This window comes from Brenneria alni (assembly GCF_003666245.1).
GTDB lineage: Bacteria > Pseudomonadota > Gammaproteobacteria > Enterobacterales > Enterobacteriaceae > Brenneria > Brenneria alni.
This window is the reverse complement of sequence record NZ_MJLZ01000017.1, coordinates 1-20411: the sequence shown is the minus strand read 5'-3', so window position 1 is coordinate 20411 and position 20411 is coordinate 1. Positions and strand designations below refer to the sequence as shown.

At 51.6% G+C, this 20411-nt stretch carries 19 protein-coding genes; 7 read left to right on the top strand and 12 right to left on the bottom strand.

Annotation, left to right across the window (positions count from 1 at the left end):
• Positions 1–26 precede the first annotated feature (26 nt).
• Complete coding sequence (gene plsY, locus BIY29_RS09400; protein WP_121574876.1) at positions 27–659, top strand: glycerol-3-phosphate 1-O-acyltransferase PlsY; 633 nt, start codon at positions 27–29, stop codon at positions 657–659.
• A 51-nt stretch (positions 660–710) separates the two neighbouring features.
• Here plsY and BIY29_RS09395 read toward each other — a convergent pair whose 3' ends face one another.
• A complete protein-coding gene (locus tag BIY29_RS09395) occupies positions 711–2297 on the bottom strand; it encodes a methyl-accepting chemotaxis protein (protein WP_121574875.1) in 1587 nt (528 codons plus the stop codon).
• Between the two features lie 285 nt (positions 2298–2582).
• Between BIY29_RS09395 and ppa the strand changes: the two genes are divergently transcribed.
• The gene (ppa, locus tag BIY29_RS09390) at positions 2583–3110 is read left to right on the top strand and encodes an inorganic diphosphatase (protein ID WP_121574874.1); all 528 of its coding nucleotides are present in this window, start codon (positions 2583–2585) and stop codon (positions 3108–3110) included.
• A gap of 527 nt (positions 3111–3637) precedes the next feature.
• Here ppa and BIY29_RS09385 read toward each other — a convergent pair.
• From BIY29_RS09385 to tamA, 3 genes are read right to left on the bottom strand one after another with little or no spacing between them, the layout of a single operon-like run.
• Entirely contained in the window at positions 3638–3982 is a 345-nt protein-coding gene (locus BIY29_RS09385; RefSeq protein WP_121574873.1) for a gamma-glutamylcyclotransferase family protein, read from the bottom strand.
• Positions 3983–3984: 2 nt separating this feature from the next.
• Entirely contained in the window at positions 3985–7929 is a 3945-nt protein-coding gene (tamB, locus tag BIY29_RS09380; RefSeq protein ID WP_121574872.1) for an autotransporter assembly complex protein TamB, read from the bottom strand.
• Entirely contained in the window at positions 7926–9662 is a 1737-nt protein-coding gene (gene tamA, locus BIY29_RS09375) for an autotransporter assembly complex protein TamA (protein WP_121574918.1), read from the bottom strand. Before tamA ends, tamB begins: the two co-directional genes overlap by 4 nt.
• Positions 9663–10014: 352 nt before the next feature.
• Here tamA and msrA point away from each other — a divergent pair, with 352 nt between their 5' ends.
• A complete protein-coding gene (gene msrA, locus BIY29_RS09370) occupies positions 10015–10656 on the top strand; it encodes a peptide-methionine (S)-S-oxide reductase MsrA (RefSeq protein ID WP_121574917.1) in 642 nt (213 codons plus the stop codon).
• Positions 10657–10814: 158 nt separating this feature from the next.
• Positions 10815–12140: a polyamine export protein PaeA gene (gene paeA, locus BIY29_RS09365; RefSeq protein WP_121574916.1), complete on the top strand. Its 1326-nt coding sequence runs from the start codon at positions 10815–10817 to the stop codon at positions 12138–12140.
• 271 nt (positions 12141–12411) lie between these two features.
• Here the strand turns inward: paeA and BIY29_RS09360 are convergent, their stop codons facing one another.
• The 3 genes from BIY29_RS09360 to BIY29_RS09350 form a co-directional block, all read right to left on the bottom strand.
• Positions 12412–12618, bottom strand: coding sequence for a DUF1107 domain-containing protein (locus BIY29_RS09360; RefSeq protein WP_121574871.1), 207 nt, complete (start codon positions 12616–12618; stop codon positions 12412–12414).
• A 468-nt stretch (positions 12619–13086) separates the two neighbouring features.
• Positions 13087–13827, bottom strand: coding sequence for a 3'(2'),5'-bisphosphate nucleotidase CysQ (cysQ, locus tag BIY29_RS09355; RefSeq protein ID WP_121574870.1), 741 nt, complete (start codon positions 13825–13827; stop codon positions 13087–13089).
• A 320-nt stretch (positions 13828–14147) separates the two neighbouring features.
• Positions 14148–14552, bottom strand: coding sequence for a DUF2502 domain-containing protein (locus BIY29_RS09350; RefSeq protein ID WP_121574869.1), 405 nt, complete (start codon positions 14550–14552; stop codon positions 14148–14150).
• Positions 14553–14844: 292 nt separating this feature from the next.
• Between BIY29_RS09350 and BIY29_RS09345 the strand changes: the two genes are divergently transcribed.
• Positions 14845–16512: an alpha-keto acid decarboxylase family protein gene (locus BIY29_RS09345; protein WP_121574868.1), complete on the top strand. Its 1668-nt coding sequence runs from the start codon at positions 14845–14847 to the stop codon at positions 16510–16512.
• Positions 16513–16663: 151 nt separating this feature from the next.
• Here the strand turns inward: BIY29_RS09345 and fklB are convergent, their stop codons facing one another.
• A complete protein-coding gene (gene fklB / locus BIY29_RS09340) occupies positions 16664–17284 on the bottom strand; it encodes a BamJ family beta-barrel-assembly machinery protein (RefSeq protein WP_121574867.1) in 621 nt (206 codons plus the stop codon).
• A 255-nt stretch (positions 17285–17539) separates the two neighbouring features.
• On the opposite strand from fklB, the gene BIY29_RS09335 reads away from it, so the two are divergent.
• Complete coding sequence (locus BIY29_RS09335; protein ID WP_121574866.1) at positions 17540–18229, top strand: OapA family protein; 690 nt, start codon at positions 17540–17542, stop codon at positions 18227–18229.
• Between the two features lie 87 nt (positions 18230–18316).
• Here the strand turns inward: BIY29_RS09335 and rplI are convergent, their stop codons facing one another.
• Genes rplI through rpsF form a run of 4 tightly spaced genes read right to left on the bottom strand, consistent with a single transcriptional unit; the run spans position 18317 to position 19761 of the window.
• Entirely contained in the window at positions 18317–18769 is a 453-nt protein-coding gene (gene rplI, locus BIY29_RS09330; protein WP_121574865.1) for a 50S ribosomal protein L9, read from the bottom strand.
• 41 nt (positions 18770–18810) lie between these two features.
• The gene (gene rpsR / locus BIY29_RS09325; protein WP_005974788.1) at positions 18811–19038 is read right to left on the bottom strand and encodes a 30S ribosomal protein S18; all 228 of its coding nucleotides are present in this window, start codon (positions 19036–19038) and stop codon (positions 18811–18813) included.
• Between the two features lie 4 nt (positions 19039–19042).
• The gene (gene priB / locus BIY29_RS09320) at positions 19043–19363 is read right to left on the bottom strand and encodes a primosomal replication protein N (RefSeq protein WP_121574864.1); all 321 of its coding nucleotides are present in this window, start codon (positions 19361–19363) and stop codon (positions 19043–19045) included.
• A gap of 5 nt (positions 19364–19368) precedes the next feature.
• The gene (gene rpsF, locus BIY29_RS09315; protein ID WP_121574863.1) at positions 19369–19761 is read right to left on the bottom strand and encodes a 30S ribosomal protein S6; all 393 of its coding nucleotides are present in this window, start codon (positions 19759–19761) and stop codon (positions 19369–19371) included.
• 486 nt (positions 19762–20247) lie between these two features.
• On the opposite strand from rpsF, the gene BIY29_RS09305 reads away from it, so the two are divergent.
• Positions 20248–20411: transposase (locus tag BIY29_RS09305; protein ID WP_147437153.1), on the top strand; the 164-nt coding region annotated here is incomplete at its 3' end.

Genomic DNA, 20411 nt, shown 5'->3' with positions numbered 1-20411 from the left:
GTCTTTCTATTAAACGGAACCGCGTTATGAGTGCTACCGCGCTTGGTATGATAGTAATCGCGTATCTGTGTGGCTCCATTTCCAGTGCGATTCTGGTCTGCCGGATCGCCGGGCTGCCAGACCCTCGTGAGCAGGGTTCAGGAAACCCTGGCGCCACCAACGTACTGCGTATCGGCGGTAAATCTGCCGCCGCAACGGTACTGATCTTCGATGTCCTGAAAGGAATGCTGCCCGTCTGGGCGGCGTATGCGCTGGGTGTTCCCCCGTTGTTTCTGGGCCTGACCGCCATTGCCGCCTGCCTCGGTCATATCTATCCGGTTTTTTTTCATTTTCGCGGCGGTAAAGGTGTTGCCACAGCGTTCGGCGCCATTGCGCCAATCGGCTGGGATCTGACCGGCCTGATGACCGGCACCTGGTTACTGACCGTGCTACTGAGCGGCTATTCGTCGCTGGGGGCGATTATCAGCGCGCTTATCGCGCCGTTTTATGTCTGGTGGTTTAAACCACAGTTCACTTTCCCGGTCGCCATGCTGTCTTGCCTGATACTGATGCGCCACCACGATAATATTCAGCGTCTGTGGCGTGGGCAGGAAAGCAAAATCTGGAATAAACTGCGTAGGAAAAAACGCGCTGACGATAAAGATATCGGAGAAAAATAACCATTCCCGCCGTTGCGGGAATGGTCGGTCAATAACAATAATGATTCAGATTCAGTGCTGGCCTATCGCCACCAGATCCTGACGCGGTAGTCTGAATACCGCCATGCTTTCCGCCAACTGCCGCGCCTGTTCTTCCAGTGAACGCGTCGCCGCCGTGGACTCCTCAACCAGTGACGCATTTTGCTGGGCGGCTTCATCCATCTGCGACACCGCGACATTCACCTGCTCAATACCGTGGCTTTGCTCGCGTGAGGCGCTGGAAATCTCCCGCATCAACATGGTCATATGCGTCACGGCGTCGGCAACTTCGTTCATGATTTCACCGGCCATTTTCGCCATCTGAGTACCTTCCGTCACCCGCCCCTGAGAATCCAGCATCAGCGCTTTAATCTCTTTGGCCGACTGCGCGCTGCGCTGGGCCAGATTTCTTACCTCACCGGCCACCACCGCAAATCCCCGCCCCTGCTCACCAGCCCTGGCAGCTTCCACCGCCGCGTTCAACGCCAGAATATTGGTCTGAAAAGCGATACCATCAATCACCGTCAGAATATCGGCAACCCGTTCCGAACTGTGGGAGATCAGATCCATCTTCTCAACCATCTGGCCTACCGCATCGCTACCCCGACCAGAGATATCCGCAACATTCTGCGCCAGACTATAAGCCTGCTCTGCATTTTCGGCATTCAGCTTCACGGTCGCGTTCAACTGCTCCATGCTGGCAGCGGTCTGCTCAATCGACGCTGCCGACTCTTCGGTGCGCGCCGCCAAATGTGTATTCCCCATTGACAGTTCGCCGGTGCCAATATCAATCTGCCCGCCAGCATCACGCACCCGCGCCACCGCCAGGGATAGCGAGTGCTGCATGGCCTTCATCGACTGCATCAGGCGGCCAATCTCATTTTTACCGCCGTCTTCAATCTGATGCGTTAGATCGCCGTCAGCAATAAATTCCAGTTGATTCACCGCCATCTCAATCGGCGCCAGAACCAGACGTTTCAGGGCGACCCAGGCAACCAATACCAGCAACAGAGTGAGCGCACAGGCAAGACCGATGGTAATCAATCGGCTGGCGGCGAAGGACTCCGCCTCTTTGACCATATCCTGCCCGACTTTGAGGGCAAAATCACGAAACGCATTATTGGCCTTATCCATGTTGGCGCTTAGAGGCGGGACAACGTTTTGCAGCAGGCTGTAGTATTTATCCACATTGTTTTGTTTCAGTGCATCGAGCATCGGCTGGATACCCTGATCGATATAAATGCCGAAGCGTTTTTCGATCTCCGCAAGCAGTTGTTTTCCATGATCCGTCACCGCGCCGTATTCGATGAGCCGCGTCATCTCCTGACGGGAAATCAACGCATAGTTCTGCGCCCGTGCTATCGACTCCTCGGCCAGAATAGGCTCACCGGCCACCAACTGCTGTGCCGCCAGCGCAGCCCCTGTTCGTGCACGTAGCGACGCGGTATAACTGCCTGCCAGTGCACTAAGTTCCTTACCCTGTATTTTGTCAATGGTGATAAGTGACGTGGTTCCCTGATTGATGGAGCTGACGCCGATAGCGCTGACCAACGTCAAGAGCAACACCATAACGGCTAATAAGGTAATCAAATTCACCTTGATGGTGACATTTTTTAACATAATATCCTCCTGGATTTATAAAAATTAGTCCCATAAAAACAACAAGTGACTAACGCAATTTGCGCCTGCCATCTATCGGATACCGCTCTCCTATTCTTTAATCTGGAATTAGGTTTAGTAACTTAATAACGAATTAATAAACTTGTTACATTCCCACATAGTTGATTACACACTGTTCGGGAAGGCCTGCGGGAGAACAGCCAGCGCTAAAAATCGGGGACATTATGCGCGTTTTGGCTATAATGGCCGCCACGCCATTTCAGGTTTGAAGAGAAGGAAACCGACATGAGTCTGAACAATGTCCCGGCAGGTAAAGATCTGCCGGAAGATATCTACGTAGTTATTGAAATCCCTGCGAATGCCGATCCGATCAAATACGAGATAGATAAGGATACCGGCGCTTTGTTTGTGGATCGTTTTATGTCTACCGCCATGTTCTACCCCTGTAACTATGGCTACATCAACCACACGCTGTCACTGGATGGCGATCCGGTTGACGTGCTGGTGCCTACCCCTTATCCGTTACAACCAGGTGCGGTTATCCGTTGCCGTCCGGTTGGCGTTCTGAAAATGACCGACGAGGCCGGTGAAGATGCCAAACTGGTTGCCGTACCGCACAGCAAGCTGACCAAAGAATACGACCACGTCAAAGACGTCAACGACCTGCCGGAATTACTGCGTGCGCAAATCAGCCATTTCTTTGAACACTACAAAGATCTGGAAAAAGGCAAGTGGGTTAAAGTAGAAGGATGGGATAACGCTGAAGCCGCTAAAGCGGAAATTATCGCCTCTTTTGAACGCGCTAAAAAATAAAGTACGCAGACGCCACGATCAAAAACACCGCATTTCGCGGTGTTTTTTTATGACGGGATATCCCTGCCGCCCCCTTCGGGCTGAGGAATCACCAGAAATTGAATATGTAACGCCGGAGAATATTTCGTGCGCGATAAAGCCGCCATTTCTGTGCTACGTCGTAGCACGCGCCCGACACAGGGCGCTTCAATCGCCAGCGCCCTGTGAACCCAGGCTTTTGGCGTAAATTATGCCGCTAACGCGGTGCCTTCGGCGTTCATGCCCGCTTTTCGAGCCGCCAGCGACGCGTTCCCTTCGCGGCACTGGCTTTCGCGACGTCCTGTCGCTCACTCGGCGGCCATGCCCACCTCAGCATAATTTTTCACGCCGGGAAGAGAAGAAACCGTGAAATATGCAAATTCACAGAGTTTTGTCATCAGTCTGAAACACCGCATTACGCGGTGTTTTTTTATGGCGGGCTATCCCTGCCCGCCACCCTTCGGGCCGCCGCAAGCGGCGTTAAAAATTGCTCCCGGCAATTTTTTATATCACTCACCATCTCGTTTTAGCCAGTCCCCGCTGGTTATGCGCGCTAATCCCGTAATTGAATGTTTGTATAAATAGATCCAGGCGTTCCCCAATGGGGTGGCGATCAGTTCACGCTGATATTCGTGACCGTCCCGCTTTAACGCATCCAACTCTGCCAGTATTGACGAACTGATGCGATACACCTCGCAATAAATATCCCCGTTACCAGGCACCACCGCCGGATAATGGCCGAGATCGTACAACTCAAACCCCGCGAGTTGACAATCCCCCAACCATTGGGCGTTGGTCATCCAGTGACTATTTCCCTGTTTGCGTCGTAAACTGCCGTAGACAATAATTCGCATTGCTAAAACTCAAACTGATAAAGCAGATCTAATGCCTGATCGATACCAGACACCGCTTCCAAGTAAAGCCGTGGCATTAAACGGTAACGCAGCGTTAACGTCGCCAAAGAATCAAATATGCCGACACCATACTTAACTTGCAGGCCGGGAAGTACGTAACCGCTGACAACCACTTGAGAATCGTCGCCAACACCCTGTGTATCCAGAGCTAAATTACTTACGCCAAAGGCCTCGCCGATTTTACCCACAACTTGACCACTTTGCGCAACCCCTAAACCGATAAGCATTGACGTCATGGCCGCACTATCGGCGCCGCTGCTGTCGAGGCCCTCGCCTCTAAGCAGATAGGACAAGGCTTCCTGCTGCGACATGGCCGGATCGGAGAAGATCTCAAGTTTAGGTGCACTCGCCATTCCGGTGACACGCACGCCAGCGGTCACATCGTCAGCGGTATTATCGGGATTACGGACGGCTTCGATGTTGAGCAGCGGCTGATCCGGCGGGCCGGAGAACAGTAACTGCCCTTTTTGCACGATAAGATCCTGCCCGTAAGCCTTGAAACGACCGGAAGGGATATCTATCTGCCCATTCAGCCCCAGCCCCCGCTCGTCCTGCACCATTTTCAGATCACCCTGCAAACGCGCCGTGAGTCCGTAGGCATCCAGCCGGACATCATTGCCGACACGGATGGTCAGATTACTGTTGATCGGTATCGACGCAGAGGCTTTCTCCAGCGGTTGACGCTGTTCATCCAGCATCACCTCGTCAGACGACACGGCCACCGCGCTTTCAGGCAGTTCATTGACCACAATACGCGCCCAGGGAATACTGACCGAGCCATTTAACGCGAATAACTGTGGCGTTGCCTCAAACACAATGTCCGGCGATACGTCCAGACGCGCCATCGGCGGCACGGTGACTCTGATGCGCTGCCCTTTGGCGGCGATACGGGCCCGCCATGCATCAGCTTGCGCCCAGTCCGCATTCCCGCCCAGGGTTAACTGCCCGTTATCCGTTCTCAGGAAACCCTGCAACGTTGAGGACATGCCGTTAAAACTCACCGCCAGCCGCCCGTTAGTCAGGTCAATCGGCATCCAACTACCATCGATATCAAGCCGTTCCAGCACCATCTGACCAAATATCTGCGGACGCTGCGCATCTCCTGCCAGACGCAAATTGGCATTCAATATGCCAGCGACCTTCTCCCCTTTTTGCAACACCGGGTCGAGCAGCGCCAGAGAGATATTATTGATGGTCATAGAGCCACCGAGATTACGTTTTCCCTGAGGATCGCTAATCTGTACATCACCACTGAAGCGGCCATTATCCCGAATGGCGATGAGCCAACCAAGCTGCGCCCGACCACGATCGATGCCGGCATTCAGGGTTAAGGTATCAAATGCGATGGGCAGCGTTTTGCCCTGTAACTGTTGCCGGACATTAACGCCGTTACCCGCCAGCGTCACTTTCGCCTGCGGTAAACCTTGTCCCGCCTGCCAGCTAACGTCAGCCCCGCCGCTGAATGTTCCTGCCAGCACCGTATCATCCGTGAGGAAAGGTTTGAGCATGGCTAAATCAAAGCGGTTTAACCGGATACTCGCCTGGCCGCTCGGCCCGGCTTCAATGGTTTTGGGAACGCAAAGCTCGGCATTTGGGTTACGCCAGCAGTGCGTACCAATGCTGATTTTCTGCTGGATATTCTGGTAATCCAGCGCTACGGCCTGCGTCAAACGCCACTCGCCGACCGGCGTATCAAACCGGGTATTATTCAACGTGCCGCGCCAGCGTTGCGCCTGACGATCGAAGCTGCCGGACAGCGCCAATTGCCCCGATACCGGATCGCCTTTCATATTCAGGCGTAACTGATGCTGTTTTTCATCACCGTTGGCATCCAGCGTCAACAGGCTAATATCCAGGCCATCCTGATGAAGTTGCTCCAGGCGCACCGCCAGCTTGCCCTGAATCTGTTGCTCAGAGCGCACGTCCGCATCAACTTTTATACGGCTGATGGTTATGGCCTGCCAGCGCAGGCCGGATGCCGTGATATCCGCCAGAACCTGCGGTTCACGCAGGTTGCCGCGTAATTTCAGCGTACCACCCGCCCGCCCCGCCAGACCAGGTAACATACCGGTAAGCGACGGCGCGTTAATATCAGCATCCAATTGCCACTTATCGCTTAACTCACCTTTAATATTCAATTGGTTAGGGCCAATCGCCAGATTAAGCGCCGGTATTTGCCACTGACCGGCGGCATTTCCCCGCAGTTCGCCTCTGGCGGTCAGCTTATTTTGTTTCACATTGCCATCCAGACGCAGTTCAGGCACCTGTAGCTGCCAACTACCGCCATACAGGCTGCCGCGGGTTGTCACCTTGCCATCCACTTTCGCCGGCCAGTCCGGCCACTGTTTCGCCGTATTGATGCCACTCAAAATCAGTTCGCTACGCCAACTGATGGCTTTACTCCAGTCCACCACGCCACTCAAATCGGCATTCCCCTGTAGGGCAGACAAACGCAGGCGGGTCAGGTTAAATTGCTGCACATTACCTTTTCCATCCAGCAACAGCGTTGCAGGCGGCAGGTCAGCACCATGAATATCGCTGCGCAGCGATAAAGCGTAATCCGTCGCCTTACCGTTCAGCCGCAATAGCAGATCGTCCGCCTGATATTGTGTTTCGCCGGTTAAGGGCCAGCGCACCCGATCGGTTTGCAGCGTAAGCGCCAGTGGCAAACCCGCCTGCGCCAGCTTAGTCTGCAAATTTAACTGCGCCCGCTGCGGGCCAGACAAATTGAGCGCGACATTCAGTTGCTCGCGCAGCCCCCCGTCAACGGTCAGTTTCAACTTTTCGCCTTTCAGCGGATCGACATTCAGAACAGCATTGGCCGTCAGAGAAACCGGCCAGCTATCGCTGAATGTGGCCTCTCCCCGAATATTCAGCCCCCCTTGTGGCGACTGAACAACCAACTTCTCCAGCGTCAGGCGCTGATGTTGTGTTGATCCCTGTATCAGCAGGTCAGAAATCAGGATGTCCTGATCGCCGGTCAGCCGCAGTTGTTCACCGTGAATTTCTGCAATATTCAAATCCAGCGGCAATGTGAATGACGGCAAGTCGGGCAATAACGGTTTGGAGAACAGCGCGACCAATCGCTCACCGAGTGGTTGTTCAGGTAAAGCGTTCTCCTGTTGCGCGCCCCCGGCATCCGTTTCAGGCGCAGTTTTCGTGGCGGGAATGGCTTTAGCGGCAGAAAACGTTTTATCAATCTGAATCGTTTGCGACGTCCCCTTTTCAATCGACTCACCAACGTTGGCAGCCGTTTCTTTTACTACCTCCGCCAGCTCTGCCGCCGTCACTTTTCCATCTTCAAGCACATCGACAGGTGTTTTCGGTAATGCCACCAGCAACGCGCTGATTCTGGTTGGCAACAGCGTCAGCATCCGGCCTTCCCACTGCATTCCGGTGCGGAATTCGCCCAGTGAAATTGCCATGTCATCCACAGTGACCTGAACGTTATTCAAGATCAATTGACGCAATGATATTGGAAACGGCGCAGACAACTCGGTCAGCGGCTCACTGGGCGTCGGCGTATCCTCTGAAGCCAGCAACGATTGGGTATCCACCACCACATCAACATTCTGTGCCGACAAATCGTTAACACAAAGCTGACCCTGCAACAAACAACGCGGTGCCAATGACAAATGAAACTCACCCGCTTTCACCGTTACCCCTGGCATTTGATAATTGACGTTCTTCAGAGTCAGGTCACGCCAGCCACCACTGATGCTGGCAATGTCCAGCCCCGGCACAATGCGCGTCGCGCCATTTATTAATAGGTGCAAACCTGGCGTCGTTCCCACCAGCAACACCAGCGTAATGAGTAATAACAACAGCAAAGCGGCAAACCCGAAGCCAATTTTTTTCATCAGGCCCTTTTTATTTATCTGACTCATAATTCAGGCCCTAACGCGATATAGAACTGCACGTCATTTTTGTCTGGATCGCCAATCGGCGTGGCAATGTCGAGCTTCACCGGACCAATCGGTGAGGCCCAGCGGACACCAATGCCCGCCCCGGTTTTAAAGTCATTCTGTTTGATGTCGTTGACGGCCTCGCCCGAATCCACGAAAACGGCGCCCCACCATTTTCCGGTCACGTTGTACTGATATTCCAGCGATCCGGTCACCAGTTTAGACGCCCCGGTCAATTTATCCTCACTGTCACGCGGAGATATTGATTTGTACTTGTAGCCACGGATACTGCGATCGCCCCCGGCGAAGAAGCGCAGAGAGGGCGGCACGCGTGAGAAATTATTGGTTTCAATCCACCCCAGATTGCCACGGGCGACAAAGCGGTGTTTCTCCGCCAGTGTTCTGATCCAGACGTTTTGCGCCTGCAAAACCACAAAATCAATATCTGAACCCCATACGGTGTCGGAAACATCAATAGAGTAGCGCTGGCTGTCACCCCATACCGGCATCAGCCCACCGCGCTGACGGGTACGGTTAATACTCACGCCGGGATAGATCAACATGGTGGTATCTGTCACGCTGCCCTGCGTAAAGTGGTCGAGGCTCCAGCGCAGGTTGATAGCCCGCTGCCAACCGCTGGATAAATCCCAGTAACGCGCCACGTTCAGCGTGGTTGAGTCAGACCGTGTATCATTGAGATCTTCACGCTTGAATCCTCCTTGTAGCAAGTAATACTGCTCTAACGGGTTCTTCAGTAAAGGGATTTTGTAACTCAGATCGAGCGATTGCTCCGGTACGGACACACTGAGGCTGCTTTCCAGACTGTGTCCACGGGAATTAATCCAGGGTTTATTCCAAGTGGTTTTAAAACGCGGCCCGACGTCGGTCGCATACCCAACCCCGGTTTCTATTCTATTGCGGGTACGGGGAGTCACAACCGCATCCAGCGGCAGGGTTTTGGTTGCTTTCGACTGACTAAAATCAGGCGAAACCACCACCGAGTTAAACCATCCCGTGGCCGATAAACGCCGGTTAAATTCGCCCAGATCTTCGCTGCTGTAGGCGTCGCCGGCATGAAATGGCACCAGATTGCGCAGATACTCCTCACGGATTTGCGAACCCTCGAATTTAACCTCACCAAAACGGTAACGCTCGCCGCTGTCAAAATCGATATCCCAAAAAGCCTTTCGCTCTTCCCGTATGATACCTAACTGGCTCTGCATAAAATGGGCATCGAAGTACCCTTTACGCAGAGCCAAACTATTCAGAGAATTTTTGAAGCTATCATAATCACCGTGATTCAGTACCGTACCCACATCGGGCGTATCATGCCGCACCAGTTGCTGATAGTCCTTATCCTCGCGGGCGCCGCCACGCAGAACAACATTCACATCAGCAATTTTCACCGGTTCGCCGGGCGTCACGCTGGCAATCAGGACAGGACGGCCACCATTGACCGCAGGGCGGAATTCAAAAGCAATCTGTGGATCATAATAGCCCAGCGCACGTAATCCCTGACGAATCGCATCATCTACGCGTGAGCGGAAGCGACCATCCGCATTGACTTCATCGACAGTAATCGTGGATAAACGCGCCCGCACATTCTTTTGTAACGCGCCGTCTAATCCAACGACCTGCAAACGCACATTGGCGGCAAAACCCGCTGAGGAAAATAGCAGCACACACAATAAGCCCAAAGCACGGTAACGTGGCACACTAAGGCCAGAAAGGCCGTTTTTTTGTCCTGTAAAAATAGTCACTTAGTTCCCTGATAACCTCGTTCTGTCACATCAAGTCTATGGTTTTGATACATCACTGTTATAGCCGCAGGGGGATAACCACGAATCGGTTCCAACGGCGACACATAGTACTAGCGGAATATATTGATATTTGCCTTTAGATATAGATTTTAACCGGTAAATTCTAAAATGCAGTGTTGCAGATAAACATAACCTTAACATTAAACAAACCTGGGTTATAAAGACAGGCTGAAACTTCTCGGTTATGCTCTACATTGGATCGTTTTCCAACGACCTGACTTTTACCGTTATTTCGGGAGTAGGCAAATTGGTACACAATATCGATAAAACGCAGCGGATCACGCAGTCTGATGCTTTAACCGGACGCATAACGCCGATGCCGGTCGCCAGGTTGCACGCCGTTAGTGAACACTCCATGACGCATGTCCCCGACAACATGGAGCTGGCGATCTTTGCAATGGGATGCTTCTGGGGAGCCGAACGCCTTTTCTGGCGGCAACCGGGCATTTACAGCACAGCGGCTGGCTATACCGGCGGCTATACTCCCAACCCCACTTACCGTGAGGTGTGCAGCGGAAAAACCGACCATGCCGAAGCGGTACGCGTCGTTTTTGATCCTGAGGTGATCAGTTATACCCAACTGTTGCAGCTCTTCTGGGAAAATCACGATCCTGCCCAGGGGATGCGTCAAGGCGGCGATATCGGCACCCAATATCGTTCCGCGATTTATACACTCACGCCGGAGCAGGAAAAGGCGGCGCAAGAGAGTCGCCTGCGTTTTCAACAGGCAATGAAAAACAGCGGTGACAACCGGACAATCAGTACAGAAATCATCCCTGCTGGCCCTTTCTATTACGCAGAGGATGAACACCAGCAATACCTGCATAAAAATCCGGGTGGCTATTGTGGTTTAGGCGGTATTGGCGTTTGCCTGCCCCCGCAGCATTGAGATCTGGCGGTAATTTCACCGCTCCTGTTATAATAGCCCGCTATTAAAAATAATTTGGGCCGATTCCCGGCCCTGTTAACGGCTTTTTGTGCGTTATCTGAGATGAATTGCCTTTCTGAGGATTGCCTTTTCCCGTGCCGGGCCAAAGCGAAAATACTATGTTAAACAGTCTATTACTTATTATTGTTCTTATTGCCATCAGTGCATTTTTCTCACTTTCCGAAATATCTCTGGCGGCATCTCGTAAAATAAAACTTAAACTTATGGCCGACGAGGGCAACCTCAACGCCGATATGGTATTAAAATTCCAGGAGACGCCGGGGATTTTCTTTACCGTCATACAGATTGGCGTCAATGCGGTCGCCATTCTGGCCGGTGTTATCGGTGATGCCGCGTTTTCTCCTACCCTCTCTCTGCTTTTTGAACAGTTCATGTCGCCGGAATCGGCGGACAAAACCAGCTTCATCTGCTCGTTCGTGCTGGTAACCAGCCTGTTTATTTTATTTGGCGATCTCACGCCGAAACGCATTGGTATGATTGCCCCTGAGGCCGTTGCCATCCGCATTATCAACCCTATGCGCTTCTGTTTGTTCGTTTTCCGCCCGCTGGTATGGCTGTTTAACGGCCTGGCGAACGTCATTTTTCGGGCGCTTAAATTGCCGATGGTGCGTAAGGATGATATCACCTCCGATGATATTTACGCGGTGGTGGAAGCCGGTGCGCTGGCAGGCGTCTTACGTAAGCAGGAGCATGAGCTGATCGAAAACGTGTTTGAACTGGAGTCGCGCACGGTGCCCTCATCCATGACATCGCGTGAAAGCGTGGTTTTTTTTGATCTGCATGAAAAAGAAGCGCAAATCAAAGATAAAATCGCCCAGCAACCGCACTCTAAATTCTTGGTTTGTGACGGTCACATTGATCAGATCATCGGCTATGTCGATTCAAAAGATCTATTGATCCGGGTGCTGGGAAACCAGAGCCTTGAGTTGCACAGCGGGGTGCAGATCCGCCCTGCGCTGATCGTACCGGATACGCTGACACTGTCTGAAGCACTGGAAAGTTTTAAAACCGCAGGGGAAGACTTTGCGGTTATTTTGAACGAATACGCACTGGTGGTCGGCATTATTACCCTTAATGATGTCATGACCACATTGATGGGGGATTTAGTCGGTCAGGGGCAGGAAGAACAAATCGTCGCCCGTGATGAGAATTCCTGGTTGATAGAAGGCGGTACGCCGATAGAAGATGTTATGCGGGCGCTGTGTATTGATGATTTCCCGCATTCTGGAAATTATGAAACCATAGGCGGGTTTATGATGTACACCTTGCGCAAAATTCCCAAGCGCACCGATTTTGTTCGTTTCTCAGGCTTCAAATTTGAAGTGGTGGATATTGATAGCTATAAAATCGACCAGTTGCTGGTTACCCGTCTGGAAGAAAAACCTACCGCCGCCGGGGTTGTCCAAACAGACCAGAAGAAATAATCCCTTAACCGTTATTTTTTCTGACGAAAGTGCTAAAAACAATAACGGCCCTCAATGGGCCGTTAATCATCACCAGCACGGAATGGTGGTTACTGACAAAGTCGCTTGTAAGCCTGAGATACACGGGCCTACCGTACCGAGGGGCGCTCCGGCGGCTTACGCCGCTACGGCCCCTCAGCACGCTCTCCCTAATAAGGAACTTTGTCAATGGTCTGAACGGCCCTCAATGGGCCGTTAATCATCGCCAGCATGGAATGCTTGTTTCCCCTGGTCAGCCCATCTCGGCCTGTAGCCTGATGACCTGGCGGTTAACTTCAGACATCACCAGCAGATGCTGTTTGTCTCGTGTCTTTGGCAATAAAATTTTGCCATAATCGAATTCAAAAGCACCAACGCCTTTAATATACAACCTTCCACGAAACAATGTTTTCACATACTTAGCGACCTTCATCGGATTGTAACGTTCGAAGATCCTCATCGTTTACTCTCCTCCCGTTTTATTGTTCTGCGCGCTTTCCATGACCAATATAGCCGAAGACTCAAAGCGCTAATGAGATAACGGATACTGATAGAGATTAGTACCGTGAAACGACATTTAGTTCCCTATCAATCAGTATTCTTCACTGCTTTTACGCATTTTTACAGAGCAGTATTTATCTAATCCATCAACCATCAGTATAAATATTCAAAAAGTAGGGGCTTACTCTCCCTGACACAAACTGCATAACGGACAAGCAGGCGGATCCGTCAATTAAATCTACGCAAATTTACGATTACATCGTAATCAGGCGGTTAATCTAGCGAACAAATATGACAAAACAACGACGGCCATCCATGCCCGCCGCTTCGCATAACCAGAAAAGGGGTATTTTATGAAAGGTGGCGTATTTAATGCGCAGCAAGCGAAGCTCCTGCTGCATCTGTTACCAGACGAAAAGAGAGAAACTCAGAATAGCGATACGCGAAAGCCGGGGTTGAGGAACGACTCCCGCGGCGTGTAGGACAGCGGTTTTCCCTGCCAATCGTGAACCTGTGCGCCAGCTGCCACCGCCACCGCATGTCCGGCTGCCGTATCCCACACATTGGTTGGCCCAAAGCGGGGATAAAGCTGGGCGGTTCCCTCCGCCACCAGACAAAATTTCAGCGACGATCCGATAGCCACCGTTTGGTGTTCCCCCAATTGACTGAGATAATCTTTCAGTTCCTGATCCGCATGGGAGCGGCTCACCACCACCAGCGGCGGACGTGCGTCATGGACGTTAATTTGCTGGCGTTCTCCTTTGTCTTCTTTCCACGCTTTTCCCTCAGCAGCGGCATACATCACATCAGTCACCGGGACATAGACAACGCCCAGCACCGCCTGGCCGTTTTCAATCAGCGCGATGTTCACTGTAAATTCACCATTACGGCTGAGAAACTCTTTGGTGCCATCCAGCGGATCAACCAACCAATAGCGTTGCCAGTGCTGGCGTTCAGACCACTGAGGAGGATCCTCTTCAGACAGTAACGGAATATCTGGAAATGCCGCCGCCAGTCCTTGCTTGATCACCCGATGTGCAGCCAAATCTGCTGCCGTAACCGGCGAATCATCTTTCTTATGCGCGACGTCAACAGGCTGGTGTCCCTCATAGACCTGCATAATGGCGGCACCAGCATCACGGGCCAGTTGGCAAATGTGTTCTAGCATTTTCTACCTCATTGTTACCGGTTATGCAGTGGAACGGATAACCATCACGTTACACATGCTCTCTTCCTATCATTATACAATGGCGGAGTAATCACGATTATTAAAGAAAAATCCTAATAGCCGATAACCGCCGTCGGCAATGACGGCACCGAATTGGCAGTTTATCACTTTGATCTGCAAAACAATCCGTTAGTGATGGCACGAACGGTGGCTGGATTTAAAGAGAAGATACGCCCTGGGTAGGCGGTAAGTCGTGCGAACAACGCAGGTAAAAACCATGCCCGCTACGGGGCGTGGTTTTTATTAATTCACGCTCTGGTTTAATCGCGAAACGGGCCTGGGCCATGTCGACTCTGCCAGCGATCATCCCAGTCATGCCGCCTCGGCCCCCGTTCGTCCCTGTGATGATCCCGATACGCACGGCGATCGTTGAAGTGCCGCGGGCCACGCTGATATTCGCGCCACCAGCCGACATCCCGCCAGCGCCAGCCATCCCAATAGTAGCCATGCCGGTTACGCTCACCACGGTAATAACCCCGGTGTTCACGCCACCAGCGTTCACTTCGCCAGTCGTAACCATCCCAGTAATAACCGCGGCGATCGCGATCGCCGATATTAAGCGTGACGCCAGGCATCAGATCAATGCTGATACTGTCAGCGTCTGCCGCTGGCGTCATGGCAAACATCCCAATTAGCAGAGAACTAACTAACAGAGGCTTAAACATAAGGTGACTCCTCCTTTGCCGCTATAGCGGATAGGCGAAGATATACGGGGAATTATTCTCTGCCACTATCAGACAATATCCCATTTGCCTTGTTTTACGGTTCTTAACGGTTTGCTGACACTGTGAGCTTGACCCCTTAGTCACTAAAAAACCATCATACCCGCCACTCGCCATCGTATTGATCAGCGGATGTAACGCTTAATTTCCACTTTTACAGATACGAATTATTAGAAATATTTAACATATCGCCAATACTTCCCTATGGGAAAAGTCATTACAAATGGGGAAAACAATGCTTAACAGCTATACGATAGGCGATTATTTACTGGATCGTCTTGCTCAAACAGGGATCAAGCATCTTTTTGGCGTACCGGGTGATTACAATCTGCAATTTCTCGATCACGTTATCAACCATGATCATATCACCTGGGTTGGCTGTGCCAACGAACTGAATGCTGCGTATGCCGCCGATGGATATGCGCGATGCAAACCCGCCGCCGCACTGCTTACCACCTTTGGCGTCGGCGAGCTTAGTGCGATTAATGGCATTGCCGGAAGTTACGCAGAATATGTACCGGTTATCCACATTACCTTCGCTCCCAACCTCATATCGCAGCATAAAAGACAACTGCTTCACCACACATTAGGAGATGGCGATTTTGGCCACTTTCTCCGTATGGCAATGGAAGTCACCGTCGCATCCGCCACGCTTACCATCGAAAACGCAACCTCGGAAATCGACCGGGTGGTTGGAGACGCACTCCGCCTCCACCGACCGGTTTATTTATTTCTACCGCTGGACGTGGCTGCCGCGCCAACCGGGAATCGTCCCTATCCATTGCCGATACCTGAACCTGTGTGCTCTGACGCGTCGCTGCAAGCATTCGTTGATGCAGCGACAGAAATACTCAGTGCGGCGAATTCGGTATCACTGCTGGCAGATTTCCTTGCTGAACGCTTTGGCGCCGCAAAGTCTTTACAACGCTGGCTGGATCAGACGTCTTTCCCACACTCAACCTTACTAATGGGTAAAAGCACTCTGAACGAACAACATCCTTGCTTCACCGGCACTTATGCAGGCAATGGGAGTGATGAAAAAATAAGATCGCTGATTGAAGATGCTGAGGTAATCATAAGTGTCGGTGTCCTCTTTACCGATACGACTACCGCCGGATTTAGCCACCACATTCCAACTGAAAAATGTATTGATATTCAGCCTGCCGTAGCCCGAGTGGGAGATAAAACTTTTTCAAATATTCCTATGCTGACCGCGATCGAAACATTAGAGAAAATAACATCTACGCTTTCATCTCACTGGAAACACACCACGATTACTCCACCGGCACTCCCCTCATCATATGCAAAGGATGAACTTGATCAACATGGGTTTTGGCAGCAAATTCAGGGCTTCCTTCGCCCCGGCGATCTTATCGTGGCAGAGCAGGGAACCGCCTGTTTTGGCGCGGCTGCATTGACGCTGCTACAAGGTTGCCGCTTCATCACCCAATCCCTGTGGGGAACAATCGGCTACACGCTGCCTGCGGCATATGGCGCTCAATTAGCCGAACCGCTGCGACGGGTAATCCTGCTTATCGGTGACGGATCGCTACAGCTCACAGCACAGGAGATCGGCTCAATGCTGCGGGATAATCTCAATATCGTGATCTTTGTGCTAAATAATCAGGGGTACACCGTTGAGCGAGCGATACATAACCCACAACAACGCTATCACGATATTGCCCCCTGGAACTGGACGCAACTGCCTATAGCACTCGGCGGCGACAGCAATAAGATACGCACCCGGAAAACATCATCTCCGGCCCAGTTGGCTCAGGCGCTGGACCAAATCGGTAGCGAGCCTTGTTTTTCATTGATTGACGTTGTGTTGCCTAAAATGGACATACCGGAGCTGCTACAGGCCGTTTCCCAATCGCTTGAGCAGAATAACTCAGCACATTAAATATTCCAGACGCTCTCAATGAAGTGCCATATTCATCATGTAATGGGACTAAGGAGAAACGCGGGATGAGGTTTCGCAGGGCTGCCTCATCCCATAGCTGCTTTACCAGCGGATATAACGCAGTAAGCGTCTTCTGGTTATCTTATTGAGCTTACAAAATTTCCAACAGCTCAACGTCAAAAATCAAAGTGCTGAATGGCGGAATAGACGCCCCAGCGCCACGTTCGCCGTAAGCCAGATTATGAGGAATATATAGCTGCCATTTGGAGCCGACCGGCATCAGGGTTAGTGCCTCAATCCAACCGGGGATCACACCGCTTACCGGGAACTCGGCGGGTTGACCGCGCTCGACCGAACTGTCAAACACGCTGCCATCAATCAGACGACCGGTGTAATGCACACGCACCCGATCCTGACGGCCAGGAATTTCCCCTTCGCCTTGATTCAATACGCGGAACTGCAAACCTGACTCTGTGCTGCTTACGCCTTCTTTCTGCGCATTTTCAGCCAGGAACTGTTGCCCTTCTACCGCCAATGCCTGCTGACGTTCACGTCGTACCGCATCCGCACGTTCATGGACCTCACGCAGCGCCCGGTGAACCACATCCACGGGTACGGCTGGCACATTACCTTCCAGCGCATCGCGCAGACCAGCGACCAGCGCTTCAGGGAGCAACCCTTCAAGACCAGATTCCTGTAGTTGTTGACCGACCTGTAAGCCAATGCCGTAACTTGCCTGCGCTTCGACGCTATCAAAAGAAGGGGTTGTCATGGATGTTCCTTTTAAACTGTAAAAAACCGAAGGCGCAGCATAACAGCGCCAGAGATTAGGGTAAAATCCTGTGTGCAGATGAATAACGTTTATCCGCCGGTAAGCGGAATAAGTCCGGCAGGCTGGCCTATACTATTAAATCAGATAGTTCTGTACTGCTGTTGCCTTAAGCATCAAAGCGTTAGCTGGTCATTAGCCGCTTGTTACCGATATACTAAATTGTTTTTACCTTATAGCGTCGCAAGAGAGGTCAACATGGGCAGAATTGCACCCAGGAAGCGGAAAGTTACCTGGGGTTATCAGGCGTTATTGCGCCTCTGCCAGCGTTTTATGCATCGGAACGCGAAGCGATCCGGCGATGATGAGGAGAATAGCCGGTTGCCATCATCATCAGGCCTGCGGATTAAAATCAGATTGAGAAAAATCTGGCATCTGCCTGATAACTACCGTTGGATGGAGCCGCTACCGCTTTTCCATCGCCGTTGGATTTTGATTGTTATCGGTATCTTGCTGGTGACATTGCTATGGCCTTACAGTCCGCCGCCCGTACCCTCCCCTCAACCAATGCCGGTCGCCATTGAGCAATCCACGCCGATGCAGGCGGAAATCATCGAAAACCGGCCATTGGCAGAACGGCCGCCCACCGACCCGCCAGTACAACCGGTTGCCCGGAATGCGGAAATTTCCTGGCGCAACTATGAAATTGCCTCAGGACAGACGTTGGCGCAGCTATTTCGTGATAACAACCTGCCGGTCGGTGACGTTTTCGCAATGGCGCAGGTGGAAGGGAATGACAAACCGCTCAGTAACCTGCGAGCCGGTCAGGAAGTCAAATTGCAGTTGAATACACAAGGCACCGTGACGGCGCTGGAAATAGAAACCACCGATAATCAGGTTGTCAGGTTCACCCGTAACGCCGAGGGGGCGTTTACTCGCACCCGTTAATTTACCCGTCCCCGGAAATGCAAAACGCTGGCGCAAGGCCAGCGTTTTACTCGTTAACTAAAGTGTTAATTCAACGACAAGCGTTAATTACGCTTCAGCAACGACAACAACATTCAGCGTAGCAAATACATCGCTGTGTACCTGGAAGCTCACTTCGTGCTCGCCCAGCGTACGCAGAACGCCGTTCGGTAAACGAACTTCGCTCTTGGCAATGTCAACACCGGCTGCGGTTACCGCATCAGCGATATCGCGGGTGCCGATAGAGCCGAACAGTTTACCTTCGTCGCCTGCTTTAGACGCGATGGTGATGCTGCCCAGTTCTTTGATCTTGGCGGCGCGAGCTTCAGCAGCAGCCAGAACGTCAGCCAATTTGGCTTCCAGTTCAGCACGGCGCGCTTGGAAGAACTCAACGTTTTTCTTGGTTGCCGGCACAGCTTTGCCCTGCGGAACCAAAAAGTTACGGGCATAACCCGCTTTAACGTTTACCTGATCACCCAGGCTGCCCAGGTTTGCTACTTTATCAAGCAGAATAACTTGCATTACCTTATCCTCTCAAAGTCTCGTTAATGGACAGTGGCCGATTACTGATGACGATCAGTGTACGGCAACAAAGACAAGTAACGCGCACGCTTGATAGCGCGGGCCAGCTGACGCTGGTATTTTGCACGAGTACCGGTGATACGGCTCGGAACAATCTTGCCGCTTTCAGTGATATAGTTTTTCAGCGTAGCGATGTCTTTATAGTCGATCTCTACAACGCCTTCCGCGGTGAAACGGCAGAACTTGCGACGACGGAAATAACGTGCCATTTGGCTAGTCTCCAGAATCTATCAATTCAATCTGCTCGGCATGTAACACAATTTTACTCAGGCCATTGCGCCCTTGATGGCAGCTAATAAACCCGTGCACAGTGAGTTGCGTGCCGACCGTTATACTGTGGGTAAATGCTTGTGACGTTGGTCCACTGACAATCACGGGCATACGACACCATGCTTGTCGGTTAAATCCGGCTTCCTGCTGCGTTGATCGGTGCTCAAGCACAAACTGGCAGTGAGGAATACCCGAAGGACTGACTTTACGAATGGGGGTCTTGCACACCGTGCCGGACAACACCAAACGATTAGCCGCCACCACGACAATTACTCTTCAGAATCCCCAGCATCCACATCATCGCCGGCTTCTGCAAAATCTTCACGACGCTCACGGCGTTCGTCTTTCGCTTTAACCATCGGAGATGCTTCGGTTACCGCGTGTTTAACGCGCATAATCATGCTACGGATAACGGCGTCGTTGAAGCGGAAGTTTGTTTCCAGCTCATCGATAACTTCCTGCGGCGCTTCAACGTTCAGCAGAACGTAGTGAGCCTTGTGCAGTTTGTTGATCGGGTAAGCCAGTTGACGGCGGCCCCAGTCTTCCAGACGGTGGATCGTACCCTCGGCGCCAGTGATAGCGCCCGTGTAGCGTTCGATCATGCCCGGAACCTGTTCGCTTTGGTCAGGATGAACCATAAAAACGATTTCGTAATGACGCATCGAATTGCTCCTTACGGATTATTCAGCCTCCTGTCAGGGTCAACCGCGGCCCATGGAAGCAAGGAACGTGTGTATGTGTGCGGCTGAAAAAATGACGCGTAAGTATAGTGCCCTGCGGCGGCAATAGCAAGGTGGCGTTTAGCCCATCCCTTTGTCGCAAACAAAGGGGTTCGGCGATAAATAAATGAACCCGCCAACATTAATAAATATAAGTTATTCGATTAATTAAAAGACATAATTTATTGTCGTTAAAATAACAGCTAACACTCAGCGGGGAATTAATAAAAAATATTAATTATCAAGTTAATCATTAGTTAATAATATATTTTTATTGATTCACGCCTCTTTACAAGTCATATTTTCGCGGATAACATACTGGTTTCATAAATAAGAGAATTTTAGAAACCTTAATTAAAACGGATTTTAGGCTGTGTCCCTTAATCATCTGAGCTATAGTAACTACTTATTTCCACAACACTTTGAGATATGGCCCGATACGATATTCCCGATGAAGCATGGAGCATCATCCAGCCCTTACTGCCTGCTGAACCTACATCCCCACGAGCCGGACGCCCATGGGCTGAGCATCGTAAAGTCATCAACGGTATGTTCTGGGTGTTGTGTTCTGGTGCGCCATGGCGCGATTTACC

What these genes read in the sequence shown, in the direction of transcription:
- plsY (WP_121574876.1), top strand. Translation starts at nt 27, where the DNA reads ATGAGTGCTACCGCGCTTGGTATGATAGTAATCGCGTATCTGTGTGGC.
- BIY29_RS09395 (WP_121574875.1), bottom strand. Translation starts at nt 2,297, where the DNA reads ATGTTAAAAAATGTCACCATCAAGGTGAATTTGATTACCTTATTAGCC.
- ppa (WP_121574874.1), top strand. Translation starts at nt 2,583, where the DNA reads ATGAGTCTGAACAATGTCCCGGCAGGTAAAGATCTGCCGGAAGATATC.
- BIY29_RS09385 (WP_121574873.1), bottom strand. Translation starts at nt 3,982, where the DNA reads ATGCGAATTATTGTCTACGGCAGTTTACGACGCAAACAGGGAAATAGT.
- tamB (WP_121574872.1), bottom strand. Translation starts at nt 7,929, where the DNA reads ATGAGTCAGATAAATAAAAAGGGCCTGATGAAAAAAATTGGCTTCGGG.
- paeA (WP_121574916.1), top strand. Translation starts at nt 10,815, where the DNA reads ATGTTAAACAGTCTATTACTTATTATTGTTCTTATTGCCATCAGTGCA.
- BIY29_RS09360 (WP_121574871.1), bottom strand. Translation starts at nt 12,618, where the DNA reads ATGAGGATCTTCGAACGTTACAATCCGATGAAGGTCGCTAAGTATGTG.
- cysQ (WP_121574870.1), bottom strand. Translation starts at nt 13,827, where the DNA reads ATGCTAGAACACATTTGCCAACTGGCCCGTGATGCTGGTGCCGCCATT.
- BIY29_RS09350 (WP_121574869.1), bottom strand. Translation starts at nt 14,552, where the DNA reads ATGTTTAAGCCTCTGTTAGTTAGTTCTCTGCTAATTGGGATGTTTGCC.
- BIY29_RS09345 (WP_121574868.1), top strand. Translation starts at nt 14,845, where the DNA reads ATGCTTAACAGCTATACGATAGGCGATTATTTACTGGATCGTCTTGCT.
- fklB (WP_121574867.1), bottom strand. Translation starts at nt 17,284, where the DNA reads ATGACAACCCCTTCTTTTGATAGCGTCGAAGCGCAGGCAAGTTACGGC.
- BIY29_RS09335 (WP_121574866.1), top strand. Translation starts at nt 17,540, where the DNA reads ATGGGCAGAATTGCACCCAGGAAGCGGAAAGTTACCTGGGGTTATCAG.
- rplI (WP_121574865.1), bottom strand. Translation starts at nt 18,769, where the DNA reads ATGCAAGTTATTCTGCTTGATAAAGTAGCAAACCTGGGCAGCCTGGGT.
- rpsR (WP_005974788.1), bottom strand. Translation starts at nt 19,038, where the DNA reads ATGGCACGTTATTTCCGTCGTCGCAAGTTCTGCCGTTTCACCGCGGAA.
- rpsF (WP_121574863.1), bottom strand. Translation starts at nt 19,761, where the DNA reads ATGCGTCATTACGAAATCGTTTTTATGGTTCATCCTGACCAAAGCGAA.